The 21,278-nt window shown below is 55.8% G+C and carries 23 protein-coding genes; 2 read left to right on the top strand and 21 right to left on the bottom strand.

Annotated features, from left to right (window positions below; translation table 11 throughout):
• Positions 1 to 61 precede the first annotated feature (61 nt).
• Positions 62 to 649, top strand: coding sequence for a hypothetical protein (locus tag GAH_RS01625; protein WP_048094390.1), 588 nt, complete (start codon positions 62 to 64; stop codon positions 647 to 649).
• On the opposite strand, the gene GAH_RS01630 is transcribed toward GAH_RS01625, so the two are convergent.
• The 10 genes from GAH_RS01630 to GAH_RS01675 form a co-directional block, all read right to left on the bottom strand.
• The gene (locus GAH_RS01630) at positions 612 to 1,781 is read right to left on the bottom strand and encodes an iron-containing alcohol dehydrogenase family protein (RefSeq protein ID WP_048094391.1); all 1,170 of its coding nucleotides are present in this window, start codon (positions 1,779 to 1,781) and stop codon (positions 612 to 614) included. The two genes, GAH_RS01625 and GAH_RS01630, sit on opposite strands and share 38 nt — an antisense overlap.
• Complete coding sequence (locus tag GAH_RS01635) at positions 1,778 to 2,521, bottom strand: TSUP family transporter (protein WP_245604046.1); 744 nt, start codon at positions 2,519 to 2,521, stop codon at positions 1,778 to 1,780. Before GAH_RS01635 ends, GAH_RS01630 begins: the two co-directional genes overlap by 4 nt.
• Positions 2,522 to 2,528: 7 nt before the next feature.
• Entirely contained in the window at positions 2,529 to 3,434 is a 906-nt protein-coding gene (locus GAH_RS01640) for a 3-hydroxyacyl-CoA dehydrogenase family protein (protein WP_048094392.1), read from the bottom strand.
• On the bottom strand, positions 3,431 to 4,396 hold the full coding sequence (locus GAH_RS01645; RefSeq protein ID WP_048094393.1) for an NAD-dependent epimerase/dehydratase family protein: 966 nt from the start codon (positions 4,394 to 4,396) through the stop codon (positions 3,431 to 3,433). Before GAH_RS01645 ends, GAH_RS01640 begins: the two co-directional genes overlap by 4 nt.
• A complete protein-coding gene (locus GAH_RS01650; RefSeq protein WP_048094394.1) occupies positions 4,396 to 6,051 on the bottom strand; it encodes a thiamine pyrophosphate-binding protein in 1,656 nt (551 codons plus the stop codon). The genes GAH_RS01645 and GAH_RS01650 overlap by 1 nt, the downstream gene beginning before the upstream one ends.
• A 13-nt stretch (positions 6,052 to 6,064) precedes the next feature.
• Positions 6,065 to 7,294, bottom strand: a complete 1,230-nt coding sequence (locus GAH_RS01655; RefSeq protein WP_048094395.1) for an MFS transporter — start codon at positions 7,292 to 7,294, stop codon at positions 6,065 to 6,067.
• A gap of 76 nt (positions 7,295 to 7,370) precedes the next feature.
• Complete coding sequence (locus tag GAH_RS01660; RefSeq protein ID WP_048094396.1) at positions 7,371 to 7,667, bottom strand: YkgJ family cysteine cluster protein; 297 nt, start codon at positions 7,665 to 7,667, stop codon at positions 7,371 to 7,373.
• A 43-nt stretch (positions 7,668 to 7,710) separates the two neighbouring features.
• Positions 7,711 to 8,859, bottom strand: a complete 1,149-nt coding sequence (locus GAH_RS01665; protein WP_048094397.1) for a heme-copper oxidase family protein — start codon at positions 8,857 to 8,859, stop codon at positions 7,711 to 7,713.
• Positions 8,860 to 9,063, bottom strand: coding sequence for a DUF2249 domain-containing protein (locus GAH_RS01670; RefSeq protein ID WP_156967356.1), 204 nt, complete (start codon positions 9,061 to 9,063; stop codon positions 8,860 to 8,862). It lies immediately after the preceding gene.
• Between the two features lie 5 nt (positions 9,064 to 9,068).
• Positions 9,069 to 9,338, bottom strand: a complete 270-nt coding sequence (locus GAH_RS01675; RefSeq protein ID WP_052747716.1) for an iron-sulfur cluster assembly protein — start codon at positions 9,336 to 9,338, stop codon at positions 9,069 to 9,071.
• Positions 9,339 to 9,440: 102 nt separating this feature from the next.
• Here GAH_RS01675 and GAH_RS01680 point away from each other — a divergent pair, with 102 nt between their 5' ends.
• Positions 9,441 to 10,184 carry a Nif3-like dinuclear metal center hexameric protein gene (locus GAH_RS01680; protein ID WP_048094400.1) on the top strand — a complete coding sequence of 248 codons (744 nt, stop codon included), beginning with the start codon at positions 9,441 to 9,443 and terminating at the stop codon, positions 10,182 to 10,184.
• Between the two features lie 118 nt (positions 10,185 to 10,302).
• Here GAH_RS01680 and GAH_RS01685 read toward each other — a convergent pair whose 3' ends face one another.
• Genes GAH_RS01685 through GAH_RS01735 form a run of 11 tightly spaced genes read right to left on the bottom strand, consistent with a single transcriptional unit; the run spans position 10,303 to position 21,268 of the window.
• Entirely contained in the window at positions 10,303 to 11,406 is a 1,104-nt protein-coding gene (locus tag GAH_RS01685) for a Coenzyme F420 hydrogenase/dehydrogenase, beta subunit C-terminal domain (RefSeq protein ID WP_048094401.1), read from the bottom strand.
• Entirely contained in the window at positions 11,403 to 12,149 is a 747-nt protein-coding gene (locus tag GAH_RS01690; protein WP_048094402.1) for a 4Fe-4S binding protein, read from the bottom strand. Before GAH_RS01690 ends, GAH_RS01685 begins: the two co-directional genes overlap by 4 nt.
• Complete coding sequence (gene nuoH / locus GAH_RS01695; RefSeq protein ID WP_048094403.1) at positions 12,134 to 13,249, bottom strand: NADH-quinone oxidoreductase subunit NuoH; 1,116 nt, start codon at positions 13,247 to 13,249, stop codon at positions 12,134 to 12,136. The genes GAH_RS01690 and nuoH overlap by 16 nt, the downstream gene beginning before the upstream one ends.
• 11 nt (positions 13,250 to 13,260) lie before the next feature.
• The gene (locus GAH_RS01700; RefSeq protein ID WP_052747717.1) at positions 13,261 to 14,496 is read right to left on the bottom strand and encodes an NADH-quinone oxidoreductase subunit D; all 1,236 of its coding nucleotides are present in this window, start codon (positions 14,494 to 14,496) and stop codon (positions 13,261 to 13,263) included.
• Positions 14,493 to 15,584 carry an NADH-quinone oxidoreductase subunit NuoB gene (gene nuoB / locus GAH_RS01705; protein ID WP_052747718.1) on the bottom strand — a complete coding sequence of 364 codons (1,092 nt, stop codon included), beginning with the start codon at positions 15,582 to 15,584 and terminating at the stop codon, positions 14,493 to 14,495. Before nuoB ends, GAH_RS01700 begins: the two co-directional genes overlap by 4 nt.
• Positions 15,577 to 15,939, bottom strand: coding sequence for an NADH-quinone oxidoreductase subunit A (ndhC, locus tag GAH_RS01710; RefSeq protein ID WP_048094404.1), 363 nt, complete (start codon positions 15,937 to 15,939; stop codon positions 15,577 to 15,579). The genes nuoB and ndhC overlap by 8 nt, the downstream gene beginning before the upstream one ends.
• Position 15,940: 1 nt before the next feature.
• A complete protein-coding gene (locus GAH_RS01715) occupies positions 15,941 to 17,164 on the bottom strand; it encodes a proton-conducting transporter transmembrane domain-containing protein (protein ID WP_048094405.1) in 1,224 nt (407 codons plus the stop codon).
• Positions 17,165 to 19,102, bottom strand: coding sequence for an NADH-quinone oxidoreductase subunit 5 family protein (locus GAH_RS01720; protein ID WP_084632234.1), 1,938 nt, complete (start codon positions 19,100 to 19,102; stop codon positions 17,165 to 17,167).
• Positions 19,102 to 20,523: a complex I subunit 5 family protein gene (locus tag GAH_RS01725; protein ID WP_048094406.1), complete on the bottom strand. Its 1,422-nt coding sequence runs from the start codon at positions 20,521 to 20,523 to the stop codon at positions 19,102 to 19,104. Before GAH_RS01725 ends, GAH_RS01720 begins: the two co-directional genes overlap by 1 nt.
• Entirely contained in the window at positions 20,520 to 20,819 is a 300-nt protein-coding gene (locus tag GAH_RS01730) for an NADH-quinone oxidoreductase subunit K (RefSeq protein WP_048094407.1), read from the bottom strand. Before GAH_RS01730 ends, GAH_RS01725 begins: the two co-directional genes overlap by 4 nt.
• Positions 20,816 to 21,268 (bottom strand): hypothetical protein, encoded by a 453-nt coding sequence (locus tag GAH_RS01735; RefSeq protein WP_048094408.1) that lies wholly within the window; start codon positions 21,266 to 21,268, stop codon positions 20,816 to 20,818. Before GAH_RS01735 ends, GAH_RS01730 begins: the two co-directional genes overlap by 4 nt.
• Positions 21,269 to 21,278: the final 10 nt, after the last annotated feature.

Raw genomic sequence — 21,278 nt, forward strand, 5'->3', positions numbered from 1 at the left:
ATTTTTTTACCTCCCTCATGAGACGCCACAAAGTTTAAGCCTATGCGTTCCGAGAAAGGCCATGCGAAAGCTCAGGCTCCACACCACAGTCTCCCCAGAGACCCAGAGAAAGATAGAGGAGCTGAGGGAGAGGTACAGGACGGTCAGCGGGGTGATAGAGGCTGCCGTGGAAAAGCTGTTCACGGACTCAGGAGGAGAGAGCATAACCGAGGACGACCTCCTTCTGCTGAAGTTCGTCAGGGAGCTGAACTTCACGGTCTGTGCGAAGGATCACTACACGGGGCTCGCTGAAGGAGTGCCTGAGAGGGCTGTGAGGGAGAGCATGATCGAGATGGCCATAAAGTACCTCACGAAAAAGCCGCTTAGCGAGCTGGGACTTGAGGAGTTTCTGGAGAGCCTGAGGAGGCTGTGGCTCATTCTGAACAGAGCGGAGCACGTGGAGATAGAGAGGCTCGGAAAGAGCATAAACTTCGTTTTCTACCACGACATGAGGAGCATCAGGGTCTCGGAAATCCACCTCGGGCTCGTCAGGTTCGTCTACGAGAAGTACTACTCCGGAGACTACGAGATGACGGTTGATGCAGTAACCGTGAACGGCTTCTCCGTGATATTCAGGAGGAGAAGTCAGGATCGTCCAGATCGCCCGTGATTGCCTTCTCCAGCAGAGCGAACAGCTCCTTCCTCCTCACAGGTCTCGGATTTCTGAGGACGTGCTTCTCACTCGCAAACGTCCTCTCGACGATTGAAGGAATGTCCCTCTCGGTCACACCAAGCTCGGAGAGGTTTGACGGAACTCCCAGCTCGTCCAAAAACTCTGCAAACACCCTGCCAACAGCTATTGCCACGTTTCTCACATCCCTCTCGTCAGCATTCGCTCCGAAAGCTCTTGCAATCGTGGCATGCTTTTCCGAACAGGCGAAGGAGTTGTACTGCAGGACGTACGGCATAGTAACAGCGACGGAGATGCCGTGAGGTTTGCCGTGAAGCGGGGCATGAGCATAGCCGAGGGCGTGGCCGAGGACCGTCCCAGCGTTGTTTATCGCCATTCCGGCAAAGAGTGAGGCGAGGGACATCCTCTCCCTACCATCCCTGCTGTTCTCAGACGGGACGAGCGGTAGGCTTTCTACAGCATACTCCATGGCCCTCATGGACAGCATCTCGGTGAATGGGTTAGAGACGAGCGAGACGAGGGACTCGATCGCATGACACAGCGCATCAAGACCCGAGCTTACCGTTACGGACTTTGGTAACGATAGCGTTAGCTGGGGGTCAACTATCGCAACGTCGGCCTGAAGCGCGCTGCCCTCAAACACCCTCCTGACCTCAGAGCCCTCAAGCTTCACGACCGCGAGATTTGTCACCTCCGAGCCAGTTCCGGCCGTTGTCGGGCACAGAACAAGCCCGTATTCCCTTTCCGACACCTCAGCACCGGAAAACTCTGATAGAGGTTTGTCGGAGTGGGATAAGCCTGCTGCGAGCTTTGCCACGTCCAGAGCGCTTCCACCGCCCACGCCGATCACCACATCGTACCTCCCATCCCTTACCGCTTTCCTCGCCATCTCCACCAGCCTTTCATCCGGTTCTGGCGTTACACTACTCCAGACGTCCACATGCACCCCCTCAAGCTGTGGAAGCACGTGCTTCGGAACCACTTGCCTTCCAACGTTCCTTCCGGTGATGATGATCGCCTTTCCTCCAAACCTCCCGGCAATCTCCTCGAGCTCTTCGATGGCATTCCACCCGAAGATTACGTCTCTGACCGACGAGACTCTGAACCTCAAGCCCACACCCCCGAGTATCTCACCACAAGCACGAGCGAGGATGCAAGGACGACCGACAGAACCGCTTTCCTGAGACTGTGGCTGTCCATCCTCCCGAGCAGCCTCCTGCCAGTTAGATGTGCGAGGAAAACGGCAGGCGAGAGGATGGCGAAGATCCTGACGATCTCCCAGCTCATGTACCCAAGAGCGATGAAGAGGAGCAGGATGAGCGTGTCAATGATGATCAGGTACGCGATTATGAAGGATCTTATGAACTTCGCATCGTAACCCTGATTGCTCAGGGCGAGAACTATTTGCGGTCCGTTGACCCCGGTGAGAACTCCCATCAGCCCGCTGATGAGGCCAGAGAAGAACAGCAGCGGCCTTTCCCTTCTGACCTCAAACCTCACACCTCTCATCATGAGGGCCGAAAGGGCAGCCATTCCCGCCCCTATTCCGAGCCCAATCAGCCTCTGCGAGAGGGCACCAAACAGTGCCATTCCCGCCATTATTCCAGCAAACCCCCCTGCATAAACCTCTCCCAGTCTTAGCGTGAGCCTCTCCCTGAGCAGGAAGTTTAAGTTTATCAGGGACTCGAGCAGGATCATCAGAACCACCACGTCCTTGGGAGGAAGAAGGTTCGACAGGAGAGGGGAGAGCAGGATCGCGCTTCCAAAGCCCGTGACGACGCGGACGTTGAAGGCCAGAAAGACGAGTGGGAAGAGAAGCACAAGCGCATAGGTGTCCATTCCTCCCTCCACCTGCAGGTCACCCTTCCAGTGTTCTGAGGAATCTGAGCATCCCGAGTATCTTCTCTATCCTCTCGACGAGCATCTCCGACTGATCCCTGTCGTAGCTGTAAATCCCCCTGCCGGTCTTTACCCCGAGCTCTCCCCTCTCCACCTTCTCTACGAGCCAGTCGGGGATCGCTATCCTCTCCCCCGTGGAGCTGAGGTACTTTGAGACGAGCAAAATCGTGTCGAGGCCCACGTAGTCGAGGTTTCCGAGGGGACCGAAGAGCGTGTACAGTATTCCGAGGTGGTACCTCCACACCGTGTCTATTTCCTCGAACGACATGCCGTCGCTCTCCATCATCCTCTCCGCCTCAGCAAGCACGGCTGCGCTGAACCTGTTCACGGCAGACTGCTCCCTGCAGACCACCACCCTCTTCCCTATGCCCCTCAGAAACTCCGCAACCCTGCCCGCAACACCTTCGTCAGTATATCTGGACGTCACAACCTCAACGAGGGGCATCACGTGGGGCGGGTTCATCCAGTGAACCCCAAGAAATCTCTTCTTCCTCTCCAGAAACCCGGCAAGGTCGCTCACCCTGATGATGGACGTGTTCGTGCAGACTGGCGCGTTCTCACCTACAACAGCCTCGATGTCCCTCAGAACCCTGCCCTTCAGCTCCACATCCTCCGGAACTGCCTCAAAGGCGATGTCTGCAGCGTCACCATCCTCGATCCTCGTCGTGAACGTTATCCTGTTCAGGACGCTCCTGTCCGCCATTCCGTGCTTCTCGAGGGTTTTCAGTGAGAGCTCTATTCCCCTCCTCGCCCTCTCCAGCGCATCCTCGCTCACGTCGCAGAGCACAACCTCCTCAACTCCCCTGCTAACTTCGACCGCTATGCCCTGCCCCATCAGGCCGGCCCCAACCACAAGCGCCCTCACGCTCCCACCTCTCTTTTTAGGGTTTCCACGTGGTCCTTTACCATCTTCTCAGCGCTGTCGAACTCGATCTGCCAGCCCACATCCTCGATCCTTCCAAACCTCTCGACCATCCTCTCCCTGAGGGCGAGTTCAGTCAAAGCAGCCCACTCCCCCGCTATCCTCATCGAAGCATCATCCACCTCATTCTCAACAATAGCGTCTGGAACCACCCTCTTCAGGCTGCTAACGAGCTCTCCAACCGAGACAACCACACCGCCCACGATGTAGATGTCCCTGAGCTTTCCGTTGTGGCTGATTAGAAGCCTGAGTAGCCTTGCGGCATCCCTGACATAGAGGAGCGGAATTCTGGTCTCCAGAGGGAGCCTCACGACCCCCTTGCCTTCGAGCACCGCACTGTCGATGAGGGACGAGATCGTAACCGAAGCACCCTCGCCCCTTCTGTAGGGCCCTGTGATGATCGGGAACCTCACCGCAGAGAAGTCGAGACCGTGAGAGCTCGCATAGTACGAGCCGACTATCTCCGAGCACGCCTTCGTCACCCCGTAGAACGTGGCCGGGTCTCTGAAAGAGGTTTCGCTGACGGGCATGCTCCTCAGGCCAAAGACGGAGAGGCTGCTCGTGAAAACAACTCTATCGACATCAAACATCCGTGACAGCTCGAGGACATTCAAAGTCGCCTCAACGTTCGTCCTGAAGGACTCGATCCTCGACCTCTCGGCCCTGAGCGACAGGTCTGCTGCCGTATGAACAACAGCATCAATCTCGTGGGTCTTGAAGACCTCGGCCAGATCTGCCCAAGACGTGACGTTACCCTCAACCAGATCCACCCTGTCCTCGTATCCCCTCAGCCTCGTCAGGTCTAAGCGCAAGTCCATCAGAATCGGCCTCTCACCTCTATCGCAGAGCTCCCTCGCCAGAAATGAGCCGAGAAAGCCGGTTCCTCCGGTGATGAGGACTGCCATCAGCCCTCAACTCCCGAGAGCATGTAGGCAAGCGGGGACATCTCCTCACGGGAGATGCGCACGTCTATCACCGCAGGCATCCCCGACTCGACAGCCCTCCTGATCGCCTCGGTGAGCTCGCCCTTCTTCTCCACCAGCTCTCCATAAGCTCCGAGGCTCTCTGCGAACTTGTCGTACCTCGCGTTCTCGTTGAGCAGCGTTCCAAAGCAGGCCCTCTCCTTGGAGCCCGTTGAAAGGTACCGGGTGTGGCACACCATCCCCCACGCGCTGTCGTTGGCGACTATGACGATTATCGGCAGCTCATGTCTCACCGCCGTCTCTATCTCCACGCCGTTGAACAGGAAGCTCCCATCTCCCGTGACCACGAAGACCCTCTTCTCGGGAAATGCCGACTTCGCTGCTATTCCCATCGGCACCCCAGCTCCGAGGTGGCCGAGCTCCCCCTGAGAGTTGAAGACGTTCCCAGCCCTCTCTGCCTTCAGAAGCAGCAGTCCCCACGCTGTGGTCTCTCCACCATCCAGAACCACTATGTCGTCTCTCGTAATGAGGCTCGAGAGTTCGAGCATCATCTCCTGAGGCTTCAGCATTCCGTTTTCGGAGGCTGGCCTGACAAGCATCTCCATCATGCCCTTGGCCATCTCCCCGAACTCCTTAGCCCAGTAATCAAACCTCTTTATCCCATTCGCTCTCTCCAGCAGCCCGCTCAGGAATGCTTTGGCATCGCTGACAACTCCCAGATCCACGTACCTGTTCTTCCCTATCTGGCTCCAGTCTATGTCCACCTGAATGATCCTCGCCTCATCCGAAAACAGGCCCACACCAAAGCCGAGGAAATCATCGAGCCTCGTTCCGATCACCATGACCAGATCCGCCTCCTTCAAAAGCACGTTGCCCGGCGCTGGGCCAGCGTAGAGGGGATGGGTGGTTGGTATTGTGCCAAAAGCCATCCCGTTAACCGCCACGGGAATCGAGAGTCTCTCGGCCAGCATCCTCAGCTCCTCCTCAGCCCCAGACCAGTAAACCCCGCTTCCCGCAACAATTACCGGCTTTTCTGCAGAGTTCAGCATCTCAATTGCTCTATCAAAGAACCTGCTCTCGCACACTATCCTACCGGTGTACCTGTACCTCTCCGGTGGAGCGAGCTCAACATCGTTCTCAACCTCGGCGTTCAGCACATCCTTCGGAATCTCGAGTAAAGCCGGCCCGAACTTCCCGCTCAGCGCGTGCCTGAAGGCCTCCTGCACGTACTCGTGGAGCCTTTCCGGAAAGATGGGCATCTTCGACCACTTCACGTACCTCTCAACCCACCTCGCCCCTTCAATCTCCTCAAACGCGTTCCTGTCGAGGTTCTCGAACTTCGAGTGACCTGAGATGGCGACAATGGGGCTTCCCGAGTAGTAGGCCTGCGCCAGAGCGGGCATTAGGCTCGCGAGCCCCGGGCCGGTCGGAACTATCGCAACCCCGGCATTTCTCGTAACCCTCGCGTAGCCCTCGGCCATATTCCCCACAGCCTGCTCGTGCCTCGCGAAGATTACATTCACTCCTTCATCCCTCAGATGCTCGCACAGGGGAAGAATCTCACCGCTCGGAAGTGCGAACACGCTCCTTACTCCCTCGTTCACAATCACCTTTGCAACAAGCTCTGAAGCTTCCACACAATTCACCCCCTTAAAAGTCCTCAAGCTCCCTGCCCTTTGTCTCGGGCAGGAGCCACGGAAGGATTACCATTAGCGCGAAGGCTATTCCGCCGAGAAGCATTCCGTAGATGAGCTCCGCGAAGGTTGCGATGTACCCGACTATGAACCCCCCGAACGACAGGCCCCTCGCAACGCTGAATATCACCGACGTTGCGGTTGCGCGGTACTTCGTAGGAAACAGCTCGCTGCTCCAGACTCCAAAGAGGGCGTGAGATCCGAAGCCCAGCGGGATTATGAACAGGCTCAGCATCGCCATAGAGGGGTTGAAGTCAACCAGAGTGAAGTAGCCCAGCATCAAACATCCAAGCAGGCCGAGAAGGGCAGATGCTGCGAAGCTCAGCCTCCTTCCGATGTAGTCGCTTATGAGCCCGACGAACGGCAGGATGATGAGCGCGACAAGGGAGATCTTCATAACCAGCTTGCTCGCCTCTTCTGGGGGATAGTTGAACTGCCTGATTATGAAGGTGGGCGACCAGTCAACTATCGCGTGGTAGGCAAATTCAGCAAGCCAGAAGAGGAACGTGCTCAGGATCATTAGCTTCAGGTAGTAGCGGTTCCCGAGTATCTCCTTCAGCTTCATCTTGCTGACCTCTTCCTCGGCGGAGTGCTTCTCCCATATCCTCGATTCCGGAAGGTAGCGGGCGAAGAGTATCAGGAAAGGTATCGGGTAGAGAGTCACGAGGAAGCAGGCCCTCCAGCCGTAGAGCGGGTAGATGTAGGAGACAGAAAGGGCGGAGATTATGAAGCCGAAGATGAAGGTCGCGTGGATGATTCCGCCAAACAGCCCTCTCCTCTTGGGAGAGTAGACCTCGGAGATGTATGTGAACGCGAGCCCCCACGTCACACCCATGCCCGATATCAGCCTCAGGGCTGCGAGAGTCCAGAAGTTTGGTGCTAAAGCGGAGAGGACGCTGAACACCACGACCCACAGAATCGACAGAATGAGGGCGTTCTTCCTCCCGAACCTGTCCCCCAGCTCCCCGAACAGCATCGCACCAAAAATGCAGAGGATGTACTGGGCGGAAAAAACGAACCCCACCTCGAGCGTCGAGACTCCGAACTCCTTCATTATCGGCTCTGCCAGAAAGTTGAGAAGCGTTAGGCCAACAGCATCGTGGCTCCAGCCTATTGCAGCGGCGATGAGAACTATGATCTTCTCGTTCCTCGTAAAGTGCACGTGCCCGCGGGCGTTAACCTCCATAACCCAGTTCTAAATTTTTAATGATTAAAAAATTTATGCAAAATCCTGCACACTCGTGTTGATGGAATGGGCAATATCACCAGCACCTGTACTCCCTGCACTGCTGGGGTTTTGTCTCGTGAATCCCGCAGTACACCTTCCCATTCCTCTCCACGATGAAGGGGCACCGCTCAAGCCTGTTGCCATGCTCGTCGAACCATACCTCCCCTCCCTCGATCTTCTCCCCCTCGAGGAGGTCGTAGTAGTGGTAGACGAAGACGTGTTTGAGGATGTCGGTTCTTCCCTCCCTCATCCACCTCTTTATGTCGTCGGGGGTTGCGTATATCTTGGTCCCCATCTCAACGCAGCACTTCCCGCAGTGTCTGCAGGACATCGAAATTAAAAGAGATGAAAACAAATTAAAGCTCTTTCCCGGCTCATCTCCTCTGAACCATGACCATGTCGTAGGAGAAGGCTACAAAGACTGCAAGCAGCAGCACTCCACCAAGAGCCCTGACCTGCGGGAGAAGGAGCATGACCGTTCCGATTACCGAGAGAGCGAGCAACACCTCTCCAAGCCTGAGATTGAAGAGGTCACCTATCATGGGCACGTCCTCAATTCCAAGCTTCTCAGAGTACTTTTCCATCCAGGTGATCATCGGGATTATGTGGTACTCAGCGCCTATTATCGTCAGGGTTATCCAGCCCACCAGCATCAGGTGGGAGTGCAGGAACCTCTCGACACTCATCAGGCCGACGAAGATTCCCGCGAGGCCGAAGAAGAGTGCCGGAACGAAGAACTTCACGCTTATGTCGAGGGGGGCTGGGGTGTCGGACTTGCTTGCAAGCGTTGCAAGCAGGTTCACGACCATCAAAACAAAGGACGCCGCATAGCCAGCCCCACCGGCAGAGACAAGGCTTTCCTGTCCGCTCTGCAGACCGTAGAGCATAACAACGAGCGAGAGAGTTGCGAGAGGAAACGTGAACCACGCAGCACTCTGACTCCTGAGCTTTCTCAGGGCCAGCATCGGAAAGAGCTCGTAAAGGCCTCCGAACGTGGTGAGGCCGATCCAGCCTGCCGTGAGCAGGTGGTTGTGAACCGCAACCCTGAAGGGGATTGTCCCGATGAACCCGAGGGTGGCGTAGAGTATTCCGGCGAGGTGGAACAGAATAGCTGCCCCGAAGAACGGCACTGCCACGCTCCTGAGCTTCATGTCGAGCAGCGTGACGAAAACAACGGCAGCAAACGCCAGAGCTCCGAGGAAATACACAGCCCCCGAGATGCTGAACGGAAAGACACCAAAGAATGCCGCCAGAAGCATTACAAGACCTGCGTTCAGCAGGTAGAAGCTGAGCTCCGCAACACCCCTCATCCTGAGCTCAGTGCCCGTAACCGTGGGAACGAGCTGGTACATCGACCCCACTATCGTCAGGCTGACGAAGCCTGCGAGCATCAGGTGGGAATGGACGGGTTTGAAGGAATATCCAAAGACATTGAGAATTCCCAAGAAAGCGGAAATGATCAGGTAAAAGAGCCCGAAGTACAGAAACCTGAGAGGCAGATTCCTCCACGCAACCGGAGCCATTCACTCCCTCCAGATCCTGACTATCCACTTCTCCCCGTCAAATCTGGACTCGAACTCGTACCCCTGCTGCTTCAGCATCGTCATGAGTGGCTTTGGCTCGACCTCCACGATGATCTCTACCTCTCCGTGCTCCTTCAGCTTCTGCATTATGAGGGGTGGCCTCTCGGGATGCGGGAGGCCGCGAACGTCCAGCCTCTCAGTCACAGCACTCACTTCCCCAGAACCTCGTTGAGCTCCTTCTCCTTCACATAACCAACAACCTTGACCTTCGCCTTCACTCCGAGCTCCTCGACGCTCCTCTTTATCGCGAAGGCAAGCTGCTGACCGATCGGGCAGAAGGGCGATGAGGGGCGGAACGTGAGGTTCACTTCGTTACCCTCAACCTTCAGATCCTCTATCAGACCCATGTCCCACACGCTCTGCCTCGTGTGGGGATCCATAACCTTCCTGAGCTTTTCGATAACCTGCTGCTCATCCACCAATTTCCTTCACCTCAGTCAATGTTAAGTTGCAGGTGATATATAGGACTAACCCCTAAGAATTTCAGATAGGTTTTTAACTGCCGGGAATTATGGGAGTGCATGGAGCTTCAGCACGTGGTGAGCTTTCTGGACGATTACCTGAGGATAAACTCCTATCCTGACTCCAGCGTTAACGGGCTTCAGGTTGAGGGAGGCGAGAGTGTTGAGAGAATCGCTTTCGCAGTTGATGCCTCAATGCAGAGCTTCATGTACGCGGTTGAGGTTGAGGCAGACATGCTTGTCTGCCACCACGGCATAATCTGGAACGGCATAGAGAGGGTTACAGGGCTTGTGAAAGAGAGGCTGAAGTTCCTGCTCGAGAATGAGATCTCGCTGTACGCGGCTCACATACCTCTCGACGCCCATCCAGAGATAGGGAACAACGCGATGATTCTGAGGAGCCTCGGAATCGAGCCCGAGGAGGAGTTTGGAGATTACAGAGGAGTGAAGATAGGGTTTGCCGGCTACACCAGCGAGGAGTTCGAGGACATCCTCGAAAAACTCGAGGAGAGGTTTGGGGACGTGGGCTACATGAAGTTTGGTGAGGATCTGGTGGAGAAGGTCGCTGCGGTGTCTGGGAGGGGTGCGGGCTACATAGAGGAGGCTGTGAGGGCTCAGGTGGATCTGCTGATAACTGGAGAGGTGGAGCATGCTGCATACCACACCGCCAGAGACGCCGGGATGAACGTGATCTATCTGGGACACTACAGCAGCGAGACCCTCGGTCTGAAGGCGCTTATGAATGTTGTTGAGAGTGAGCTCGGCCTTGACGTGGAGTTCATAGACATACCAACAGAGCTGTAAAAGTGTAATTGGCGGCTTGCCGACGGCCCTTCATCGCATAGCCAGAGCTGCCTCTGGCCGCAACGGCGGGTAAGAGAACGGCGGGTAAGAGAAATATGGCAAAAAGGGGATAAAAAATTTACTCCTTCTTCTCCTCTTCAGCCTTCCCTTCCTCGGCCTCGCACTCCTCGGTCTTCGGGTTGTATGGGTGGATCTTGACCTTGAAGTCGCAGAGCTTCTGCACGATGTTCAGCTTCGCCTCTGCAGTTTCTATGTAGCCCTTCTCGAGCATGTAGTCGTAGATCTTCTTTGCGGTCTCGCTCCTTATGAGCACGGTCGAGAACCCGGCCTTGCTCCCAACACTTCCGACGCTCACGTCGGCCTCTATCGCTGAGAAGTCCTGACAGACGTGACATCCGCTCGGGACTATCTCCTCCATCTCCTTGACAGAGATCGTGAACTCGGAGCCGTCTTTGAACGTGACTATGAAGTTGCCCTTCTTGATGTCGGTCTTGACCGCGTTCTTCAGGTCAGCACCCCTCTCCTTCAGGAAGTCGTAAAGCTCGTGCCAGTAGAAGTTCTCAGTGCAGAACAGCCCGACCGCAAGCTTGACCTTCTTCTTGTAGAGGGGAACCTTCTCCTGAAGCTTCCTGAGGCCTGAGATCATGCAGGGCGTGCCGATTATGCCGACGCTGTCAACCCTCCTGATTATCCTGTGGAGCTCCGGCATGACGTTCGCGTAGCTGTACTTCGTACCCGTAATGCGCTGGTCGAGAAGCTCGTCGGGGGTTCTGACGTGCACGACGTATGGCCTGAACATCTCGTCCCTCGCGACAAAGAGGGCGACCTCTATCTCGCCCATCTCCAGTGCGGTCGCCATGAACTCCGAGACCATGGCACCGTCCTGCCCGACGAACCTCTTGGACTTGCCCGCAACCGCCTCAATGTACTCTCCAAGGCCGCTTATGGGCTGGTAGTTGTACCTCGGGCAGACTGCAACGCACACACCGCAGCCCATGCACCCCTTCTTCGGGTCGAAGTCCACGGGTCTGTCCTCGAGGATTATCAGGTCAACGGGACAGATAGTGCACGTTCCGCAGTGGCTGCATATCCCGGCATCCACAACCTTTTCCTTGAGCAGCCTGTAGCTGCTTGACCTGTCCGGCTTCTCAGCGTACCTCAAACACGGCAGATCCTCGAGCTCCTTGAAGTCTATGCTGACCCATCCCTTAGGAATCGTCATTTGCTCACCTCCTCCCTGACCGGAGCGAGAACGAGAACCTCGGTCGGGCAGATCCTCACGCAGATGCCGCACCCGGTGCACTTCTCGAAGTCTGTTGTGAGCGAGACCTTCGTTCCCTCAAGCTTTGAGGATATCGCATCAACGGGACAGGAGAACATGCACAGCCTGCACCCTATGCAGTTCTCCGGGTTCTCCGGAATCGCGTAGAACTTCGGTCTGTCCGGCTTGTCGAACTCCACCGTGAGTTCTTCCCTCTCCTTCCTCTTTATCAGCTTTATGTCGCCCTCGAAGTCGTACTCGACCGTCTTCTCGTCCTCCCTCACGACCTCGGGCACGTTCTCCATCTGATCGGGAGTTACCTCCATCGACTCAACGTCCTTGAACGCCACGTCGTGGATCTTCGACGGCTTGAGTGCCGCAGTAGGGCAGGAGTCAACGCAGAAGTGGCAGAGGATGCACTTTGCGTAGTCAACACCCGGGTAGTACCTGCCCTTGTCGTCGGGGTACATCTGAATCGCGTTCGCAGGACATATGTGGGCGCACCTGAAGCAGCTTATGCAGTCCTCCTTTTCAAAGAGGATTATGCCCCTGAAGTTGTCCGGCAGCTTCCTTCTCTCCCTCGGGTAGTGAATGGTGATCGTGCCCGGGTTCACAACCTCCTTCGCCACCTCGGTGATTGCCCTCAGATGGCCTATAGCGCTCCTAACCAGATTCTTCTCGGGAGGTTTCACAACCTTAACCATGCCACCCACCCCGCTGATATGAACAGAGCTATCAGCGCCATTGACATTATCACGCTCCACCCCATCTTCAGCGTCTGGTCAAGCCTGTACCTCGCGTAGATTGATCTCGCAAGGGAGACGACGCACATGAATACGATCGTCTTTATGTAGAGCCAGATGACCGGAGCGAGGTCGCCGAGCGGTGCTATTGCAGGCCCGTTCCACCCGCCGAAGAACAGTATCACCGAGAGCATTGACAGGAGGTAGAGCTTCTCGTACGGGAGCATCATCGTCAAACCGAAGAGGATTCCGGAGTACTCAACATACGGCCCGAACGCGACCTCCTGATCGGCCTCAGGTATGTCGAAGGGGAGCCTCGACGTGGCTATGAGGACAGTTATGAAGAACGCGAGGAAAGCTATCGGATTGATGAACACTCCGGGAATGCTCTGCTTGGCGACGATCTCGAACGGGTCTGCGGTCTGGTAGATCAGTATCATCGCAACCACTGCGAGTATGAACGGAATCTCGTAGGCGAAGTACATGAAGGCCTCTCTCACGCTTCCGATGTAGGCGAACTTGCTGTTTGATGCCCACCCCATCGCGATTATGAAGACTGGGATCAGGGAGATGAGCGCCATTGCTATCGGAATGGCGTAGAGGCTCTTGATCCCATACGTTCCTCCAGCCGGCAGGAACAGGAGGGGTAGGAGCACAGGTAGGAACGAGATGAGCGGGAACTGCAGGAAGTAGAACGCGTGCGCATCCCTGTGGACTATGACCTCCTGGAAGAAGTACCTCATACCGTCCGCGAGGGCCTGTATGACTCCTCCTGTCCTCCTCGACACCTCCTTCGGCCCGACCCTCCACTGAACTCTCGCAGTTATCTTCCTCTCGAAGTAGATTATGAACAGCAGAACGAGAGTCAGGCCAATCATCCCTGGGAGTATCAGAACGTGAAATATGGGCTTCCACAGCAGGAACGCGACGAGGACGTTGAGGAAGGGTATGTCGAGCAGCCTTTCCACAAGCGGGTTTATCGCCGGTATGTTCACGAGGTTCTTGGTGAATGTGCTCAGGATCTTCTCGAGGAGTATGAAAACCACATTCTCTTCAGCCATTTCTCACCACCTCACCTATCGGCCTCGGGCGGGAAGTACCCGAAGCTCCCGTAAATCGCCTGCAGGTCTGCGAGCCTGTGTCCCTTGCACGCTTCCATGAAGCCCTTCAGGTACATCCACCCCGGAGTGACTATCCTCACCCTGTAAGGCGTCGTCGACTCGCCGTCGCTGATTATGGAGAACAGCAGCGTTCCTCTCGCAGACTCCGTCAGGGTCGTGTACTCTCCCTCGGGCAGGACCATGTCCGCGTAGGCCTCGAAGAAGCTGCCCCTTATGTCCTTCTTGTCGAATGCAATTATGTCGTCGCTCAGCACATCTCCCTCCGGCATGTTGTCAACGAGCTGCCTTATCATCGAGAGACTCTGGGCAACCTCCTCAACTCTGACGAGGAACCTCGTGTAACCATCTCCGTCGTAGCCCATCACCATCTCCCAGTCGATTTCCTCATACGCCTCATATGGCTCGATCTTCCTCACATCGTATTCTACCCCAGATGCCCTGACGAAGGGGCCGACGACTCCGTACCTGACCGCCTCCTCCCTCGTGAGGACACCAACCTCCCTCAGCCTCGCTATGGTCGTGGGGTTCTTTATGAACACCCTCTCGAACTTCTTGAGCCTGTTCTCCATCGCGTAGGTCATCCTCTTTATCATGTCAAGCGTTTTCTGGTCTATGTCCCTCCTGACACCTCCAGGGACTATAAACGAACCGGTTATCCTCGTCCCGGTGATCCTCATGAATATCTCGATTATGAACTCTCTCAGGGCAAAAGGCCACATGAAGCCAGTAGTGTGGCCAAGGAAGACCGCAAGGATTCCCGCATCGTAGAGGTGAGTTCCGACCCTTCCGAGTTCGGCGAGGAGAGTTCTGATGTACTTTGCCCTCTCGGGCACCTCAATGTCGAGGGCCTCCTCTATCGCCCTCACGTAGCCGAGGTTGTAGTTTCCAAAGTCGATTATGGACGGCCTCTCGAAGAGCGGGATGTTCTGGATGTAGAGCTTCGTCTCTGCAAGCTTCTCCATGGATCTGTGCACGTAGCCGGGATCAGGAATGACCTCCTCGATGAAGTCTCCCTTCACCCTGACGATCAGCCTCATGTGCCCGCTTCCACCGTGCTGCGGGCCCGTGAAGACCACGAAGTCGTCGCTCTTGTAAGCGTCTTCCAGAAACTCCTTTGGAACAGGGACGAAGTAGGCCTCGTACTCCTTGGGCGGCGTCACTGGGACGTCAATTGCATACTCCTTCACTTTCCATCACCTCCCACGTAGACCTCGGGCTCAAGCTTGAAGTCCTTCCTGAGCGGGTTCTTTGGCGTGTCTGGCGCCAAGAGGAAGTTCTTGCCCATCCACGGATTGCCATCGAACCACACGCCGAAGAGGTCGTGCAGCTCTCTCTCAAGGTAGTCGGCTGAGGGCCACACCTCGATCATGCTCGGGAACATAGCGTCCTCCCTGTCAATTTCCGAAACAAGGGTGACGAGCAGCCTGACAAACTCGGGCTTGAGGTAGCTCGAGACCGTATACTCAACTATGAACTTGTTCTCGTGCGGAACATCGATAACGTTTACAGACTTCACGTGGTCGAAGCCAGCTTCGAGCATCCTCTTTCCAGCTTCCACGAAGTCGTCCTTCTCCACCCTCGCGCTTATCCTGTACCTGCCGGTAATCGTCACCTTCTTGGCAAGCTCTCCGAGGATGTCGGAGACCTGCTTTCTGAGCTCCTCGCCCTCCTTCCACTTCTCGCTCCTGTCTATGTCCACAACAACGGACGGATTCTCGGCCACATACTTGGGGGAGGGCGGAACCCTCTTGGGCCTCTTCTTCCTCTTCTTCTCGCCCTCGACCTCCTCCCTCCGGAGGATCGGATAAACGATGGTGTTCTTCGCCTCTCCAGTTACGATTTCGTCCTGAAGTGCCCTGAAGCACCTCAGAAGCGACTCAGGCGTTGGCGGACATCCGGGAGCGAAGTACTTCACAGGAACGACCTCGAACGGCTTCACCATGTGGTAGCCGTTCCAGAACAGGCCGCCCTTTATTCCGCAGACGCCCATCACTATGACGAACTTCGGATCAGGCATCTGCTCGTAGGTCATCTTGAGCACTCTCGCCATCTTCCTCGTTATCGCACCCTCAACAACGATGCAGTTCGTCTGTCTGGCCATTCCGAAGTTCAGAACGCCAAGTCTCTCTCCATCGTAGCCGCTTGCAAAGGCGTGTGCCAGTTCAACACCGCAGCACGCGGTAACGAGGTGAGTTGGCCAGATACTCCACTTAGTCCCCCACTTCTTTATCGGTGCGAGAGGACCCTTATGCAGGAATTCGATCATCTCATCCATACACATCCCTCCTGTTGGCAGCATCATAGGCTATGCGATACGCAAAGTAGAATCCGGGTAGGAGAGCGATCATGGAGATTGCGAGGAACTTCAGGTAGTCGAGCCCCGGGAATGCTGCGAACAGCAGCAGGAGCACCACTATTGGCTCGAAGGCCATAAAGAGGACGACAAAACCGTAGTACTGCATCGGCAGGGTGTACTTCGGCAGTCCGACCGAGATATTTCCGGACTCCCACCTGAGGTACTTGAGCTCCGTGGGGTTCCTCTTCGGCAGTATCCTTGAGAGCCCGTAGATTACAACGTCAACTACCACGCTGAGGATTATAACGAATCCAACCACGATGACCTCATCCATCTCACACACCTCCGATTGGCAGGTAGTTCATCAGAATCCTGCTGGACTCCACTATCCAGTTCGGCGGAACCACTGTCATCAGCATGAGGACTGCAGTCACGGTGATCAGGTATCCGGCAACCTTCCTGTAACCGCTGCTCCCCTCAAACAGCCTTATCAGCCTGACGTAATACGGCACGGACATTGCGGAGTTCAGGACGAGTATAACGGCGAGCCAAATAAGGTTCGCGTAGACGAGCGACGCGACTATGTAGAGCTTGCCCCAGAACCCCATGAGCGGTGGGAGGCCGATGAACGAGAGGGCGAGGAGGTAGGTTTCCACCGTCGGCATTGACTTCTCCTTTATCCCCACGAAGAAGCCAATCTTTCCGAACGAGTTGGTCAGCAGCTGAAGCATCGCTCCGGCGAAGGCAAGGTATACGAACTCCTCCTTCCCGATTACCGCGAGGGTCGCGATTATGTAGCCCATGTTGGCCACAGTCGAGTAGGCCAGAATTCTGGCGGGCTTGTTGGACGTCAGGGCTCCTATGTTCCCGACGAGCATCGAGACCACGGCTATTATGCCTATGAGCAGTATCACTCCGATTCCACCATCGTAGGTTGAGTAGATTATCTTGTACGTGACGACGAAGGGCACAAACTTCGCGACGCTCGCTATAATTGAGATCGGAATTGGATCGGCAGTATCGAACACATCGGGAACCCACTCGTGGAAGGGCGCTGCACCAACCTCTATGGCAAGTCCTACGAGCAGCATGGCGAAGCCGACATAGTAGAGAGTGGAGCTTGCCGTGGCGCTGGCGTGAACCATGAGCACCGCGCCTATGAGGAAGAGGACCGTGGCGATGACCATGAACGTTATGTACTTTATGCCAACATCCATCCTCACTTCCTTGTCGCTGGCCATCACGAGCATGTACGTCGGCACGCTTGCAACCACAAACATCGTCAGCAGGAACGCGAGGCTCTGGGAGTAAAAGGCGTAGACGGTCGCAACGAATATTAAACCTACGAGGGTGTAGTCCACGCCCCTGAGGAACCCCCTCATGAGGTCAAGGGAGGCGAGGTTTATCAGCGCCACCACAAGAACCATCAGCAGGAGGGGGTTGTTGACGGTCATTATCAGTACGCTTATCAGCGCTCCTGCCAGCCCTATGTACTTCTGCTTCACCGAAAGCGCTCCGCTTACCGCAAGTATGAGCAGAGAGATTATCGCGAGCTCCATTTACAACCACCCCGCCACAGATACAGCAACGAGTACCACCAGCACCGCGCTAACCACAATCTTGGCATACCTCTCGAGGCTTCCGTTCTGAATCACCCTGACACCGTACGACAGGGCCTCGAACAGTCCCGGTATGAACGTGTGGGTGAAGAAGTCAACCGCCCTGTTGAAGATGTCGACCACCCACGCAATCGCCCAGCCTATCTTGGGCACTATGTAGTCGTTGAGTGCCATCATGTAGAACCTGTCGTAGAGCACCTGTCCGACCTTGGACTCGTGCTCGGGCTTGATGAATCCTATAACGTAAGTCACGAGGACGAGCGTTCCCACCATGAACGACGTTGTAGCAAGCCCCGCGTGCACGAACTCTCCAGCGTGCTCGTCAATTCCGAGCATTATTACCGCGAGCAGCACGAGCAGCATCGACACCATGAGGCTGTACGCCGTCTTCATTATCCCTCCGCCGTGCAGGTGGAGGTGAACGTGCCTGCCCTTCCAGAAGTTCAGGGCGAAGAACTTGGCGAGGAATGCCGAGTATATGGCCGAGATTGTCACGAGCATTATCAGCGGCAGCGCGTTGACCTCGTGGATGAGCTCGTGCAGCACCTCGTCCATGGCAGACTTGACCCAGTAAGCCGTGAGGGGCGGAATTCCCGCGAGCACCACTGTGGCGAAGAGAGTGACTATTGCCGTGACCTTCATCTTGTTGAATACCTCCCTGTCACCGCCAAGGAACCTGTCGTGGGTCTCGTGGATTATGTGGCCTGCGACGAGGAAGAGCGTCGCCTTGGCGAACGCGTGGGTTATGAGGTACCAGAACGCCACTATTATCGCGAACAGCCCCACCCACTTGCTTGCTGCTGCAGCAGCGAACATCAGGCCAAGGCTGGACATGGTCGAAGCGGCAAGCAGAACCTTCCTCTCCCTGCTCGCAAGGGCCACGAGAGCCCCGTAAAGGCTGCTCACAAGCCCGAGGAACAGGACGAAGAGGTAGATCACCTCGACACCGGGCAGGTGGATGTTCCAGGGCTGCACGTACCAGCTAAGCCTCATGAAGAGATAGGTTCCCGCGGCAACCATCGTCGCAGAGTGGAGGAGCGCGGAGACCGTGGTTGGACCGGTCATGGCCGTCATCAGCCACTCGCTGAAGGGGAGCTGGGCTGACTTCGTGAAGGGGCCCATGAGGAACGCTATGAGCAGGATGATTGTGCCCACCGTCCCAATACTCTCGAAGAGCTGCTCCCAGTGGATCTGGGATATGTCGAGGGAGCCGGTGAGGGCGTAGATGGCCGCGACTGCCAGAAACATCGGCATGTCTCCAACCCTGATCGTCGAGATGGCTCTCCATCCGCCGGTGCTCGGGCTCCAGAACATCTTGAGCGGGCCAACAGTTCTGTTCAGAACACCGACGTAGCTGAGCTCGTCATCATCCCTGAACCAGTGGCCGATCAGGCCCCAAGAGGCTATTCCGAGGCCCTCCCAGCCAATGAGGAGCATGAAGAGGTTGTCGCTGTAAACGACAAGGAGCATCGAGGCGGTGAAGAGGTTGAAGAAGAACCAGTACCAGCCAAGCCTGTAGTCCTCCTTCATGTACTCGAGGCCGTAGACTCCGATTATGAAGGCGATGAAGCCGGTCAGTGCTCCCATGTACTTGCTGAGGTAGTCAACGACGAATACGAAGTTTATCCCAAGCGTTGGGAGCCAGGGATAGACGTACCTACCCTCCTCAACGTTGAAGAGTATGAAGAGCGTTATGATGAAGGACACGAACAGTCCGAAGACGCTGAGCATCGGCAGCTTCCTTGCGAACTCGTCCTGCCTCTGAGGCCAGATGTATGCTATCGGGAAGCTCGCGAGTATGGGTGTGAAGAACAGCGCGAGCCAGATGACTGGGTTGAGGTGAAGTTCCATAAGCTCGGGAATGGCTCCGGCTTCCATTACAGCCCACCTCCTAAGAACGTCACAACAGCATCAACAAACCACGTCGCCAGCGGTGGCAGTATGAAGAGTATCGAAAGCGCACCAATCACGTAGAGCGGTGTGTCGAGGAGCCTGCTCAGCTTGACCTTCTCGTAGTCCTTGACCTTGCCGTAGTAGATCCTCTTCATCGTGTAGAAGCTGTAAAGTCCGGAGATTATGAAGACGAACACAACGAGCAGTATAGCGTCAAGGCTGAGGCCAAAGGTGTCGACAAGCCCCTTCAGGATGAAGAACTCCCCGATCATGCCTATCGCGAGTATTCCGCTGAGGTTCATGAAGCCGAGCAGCGCGGCGTTTGCGATTGTGGGGATCTGCTCGTGCAGCCCACCCATCTTCTCCACATCTCTCAGGCCGTGGTATGCGGCTATGATCGCTCCCGCGCTCATGAACAAGATGGACTTACCGAAGGCGTGGGAGATGTACTGGATCACGACTCCGACTATTCCAGCCGTGCCGAGGGCGAAGGCTATGAGTATGTAGCCCATCTGAGAAACTGTAGAGTATGCGAGGAGCTTCTTGTGGTCAGTCTGCTTGAAGACAGCAAAGCCTGCAACAACGCTCGTTAGAACACCGTACAGGAAAATCTCCCACCTGTAGGCGAGAATGAAGCTCGGGTCTACCAGATACACCCTGATCAGGATGAAGGCCGCAAGACCGACGGTGAGGGGACTTAGCAGGGCACTAACAGGGGTTGGGGCTTCCGCGTGGGCCCAGGGCAGCCACACGTGCGGGCCAAGTCCCGGGAGCTTCACGATCATTCCGAGGAATATCAGGAGCCACGCGAGCATGCTCACGCTCGCTATTCCGTCGAGGGCCATGGTTCCGTTGTCGAAGCCCACCATCAGGAAGCCAACAAGGGCGAGAACACCCGCGATATTGGCCCACACGAAGTAGAGCAGCGCGACCCAGACCCTGTTGCCGTAGCCGTAGTAGTAGATCAGAAGGAACGAGGCAATGAGGGAAATCTCGAAGAACACGTAGATGAGCAGCAGGTTTCCGGCGTAAACCAGCCAGAGCATCGATGCCGCGTAGAGGTTGTAGAGGAACCAGTACTTCCTGAACTCCCTGTCGCTGTCGAGCTCCATCTCCTCAAACCTGTGCTTCATGTAGGGGTATGAGTAGAGGGCAACCATCGCGGAGACGATTGCTATGGTGAAGCCAAAAGCGTGGCTTATCGTGTCGCCCAGCAAGTATATCTTGCCAACCGGCTCAAGGGCGTTGAATAGCAGAGCGGTGTAGTTCCTCTGAGCCACAAGATCGGCAAGAATGAAGACGAACGATGCCAGAAATGTGAGGGCTGACAGGTACGCGGCCCCCTTTCCCCTTATGAAAGGCGCTATTGCTATGGCGATTACCGGAATGAATATGGCCTCAATCACAGGGCATCCCCTCCTTTCGTTACCGTCTCAATGCTCGTTGACCTGAACTTCCTGTCGAGGAAGATTATGGCCGAGATTAGTATGAGCAGCTCTCCGGCACTGGTGAAGACGGTCAGAATCGCTATGGCATTACCCTCGGCCACCATGGCTGGATTCGTGAACAGGGGGACGAGGGAGAGGAAAACGGCCGAGAACATCAGCTCGAGGGAAATCAGCAGCCTTATCACGTCCTTTGCAGACGTGGCTATCAGGTACCCCACAACCAGCAGTGCAAGTGACGCTCCGGTCTCTATCATGCGCTATCCCTCCTCAACATGCTTACGGCAGAAAGCATCAGCAGGGCGGTGAGGACGACGAGAAACGTGACGAGCACGAGGTAGTCTGAGAGAACCCTGTCAAAGGCGTCGCTGAACTCGCCGGCCATGAACGTGTTGAGGCCAACGGTCACCGCAAGCAGAACAGCAACGAGCTCTGCAACGATTAGCCACTTCTCGCTCACCTGCCTCGGCTCGATGAACCTGTACGTCGCTGCCAGTGCAACGGTGATTATGCCTATGGCGCCTATGAATATGAACGCTATCAGCACGAAGACTGAGTGGATCCCGTGAAGGGCGAAGATGCCTCCTACGCTGAGCATCACTGCCGACATGTATATCGCTGAGTAGAAATTATCTCTGGAAACCCACGCTCCTATTCCGAAAACTATCGCAAGTATTGAGAGTAAAGCGACGACAACAACATCCATACCTGCGGAC

The sequence above is a fragment of the Geoglobus ahangari genome, assembly GCF_001006045.1.
GTDB classification, from domain to species: domain Archaea; phylum Halobacteriota; class Archaeoglobi; order Archaeoglobales; family Archaeoglobaceae; genus Geoglobus; species Geoglobus ahangari.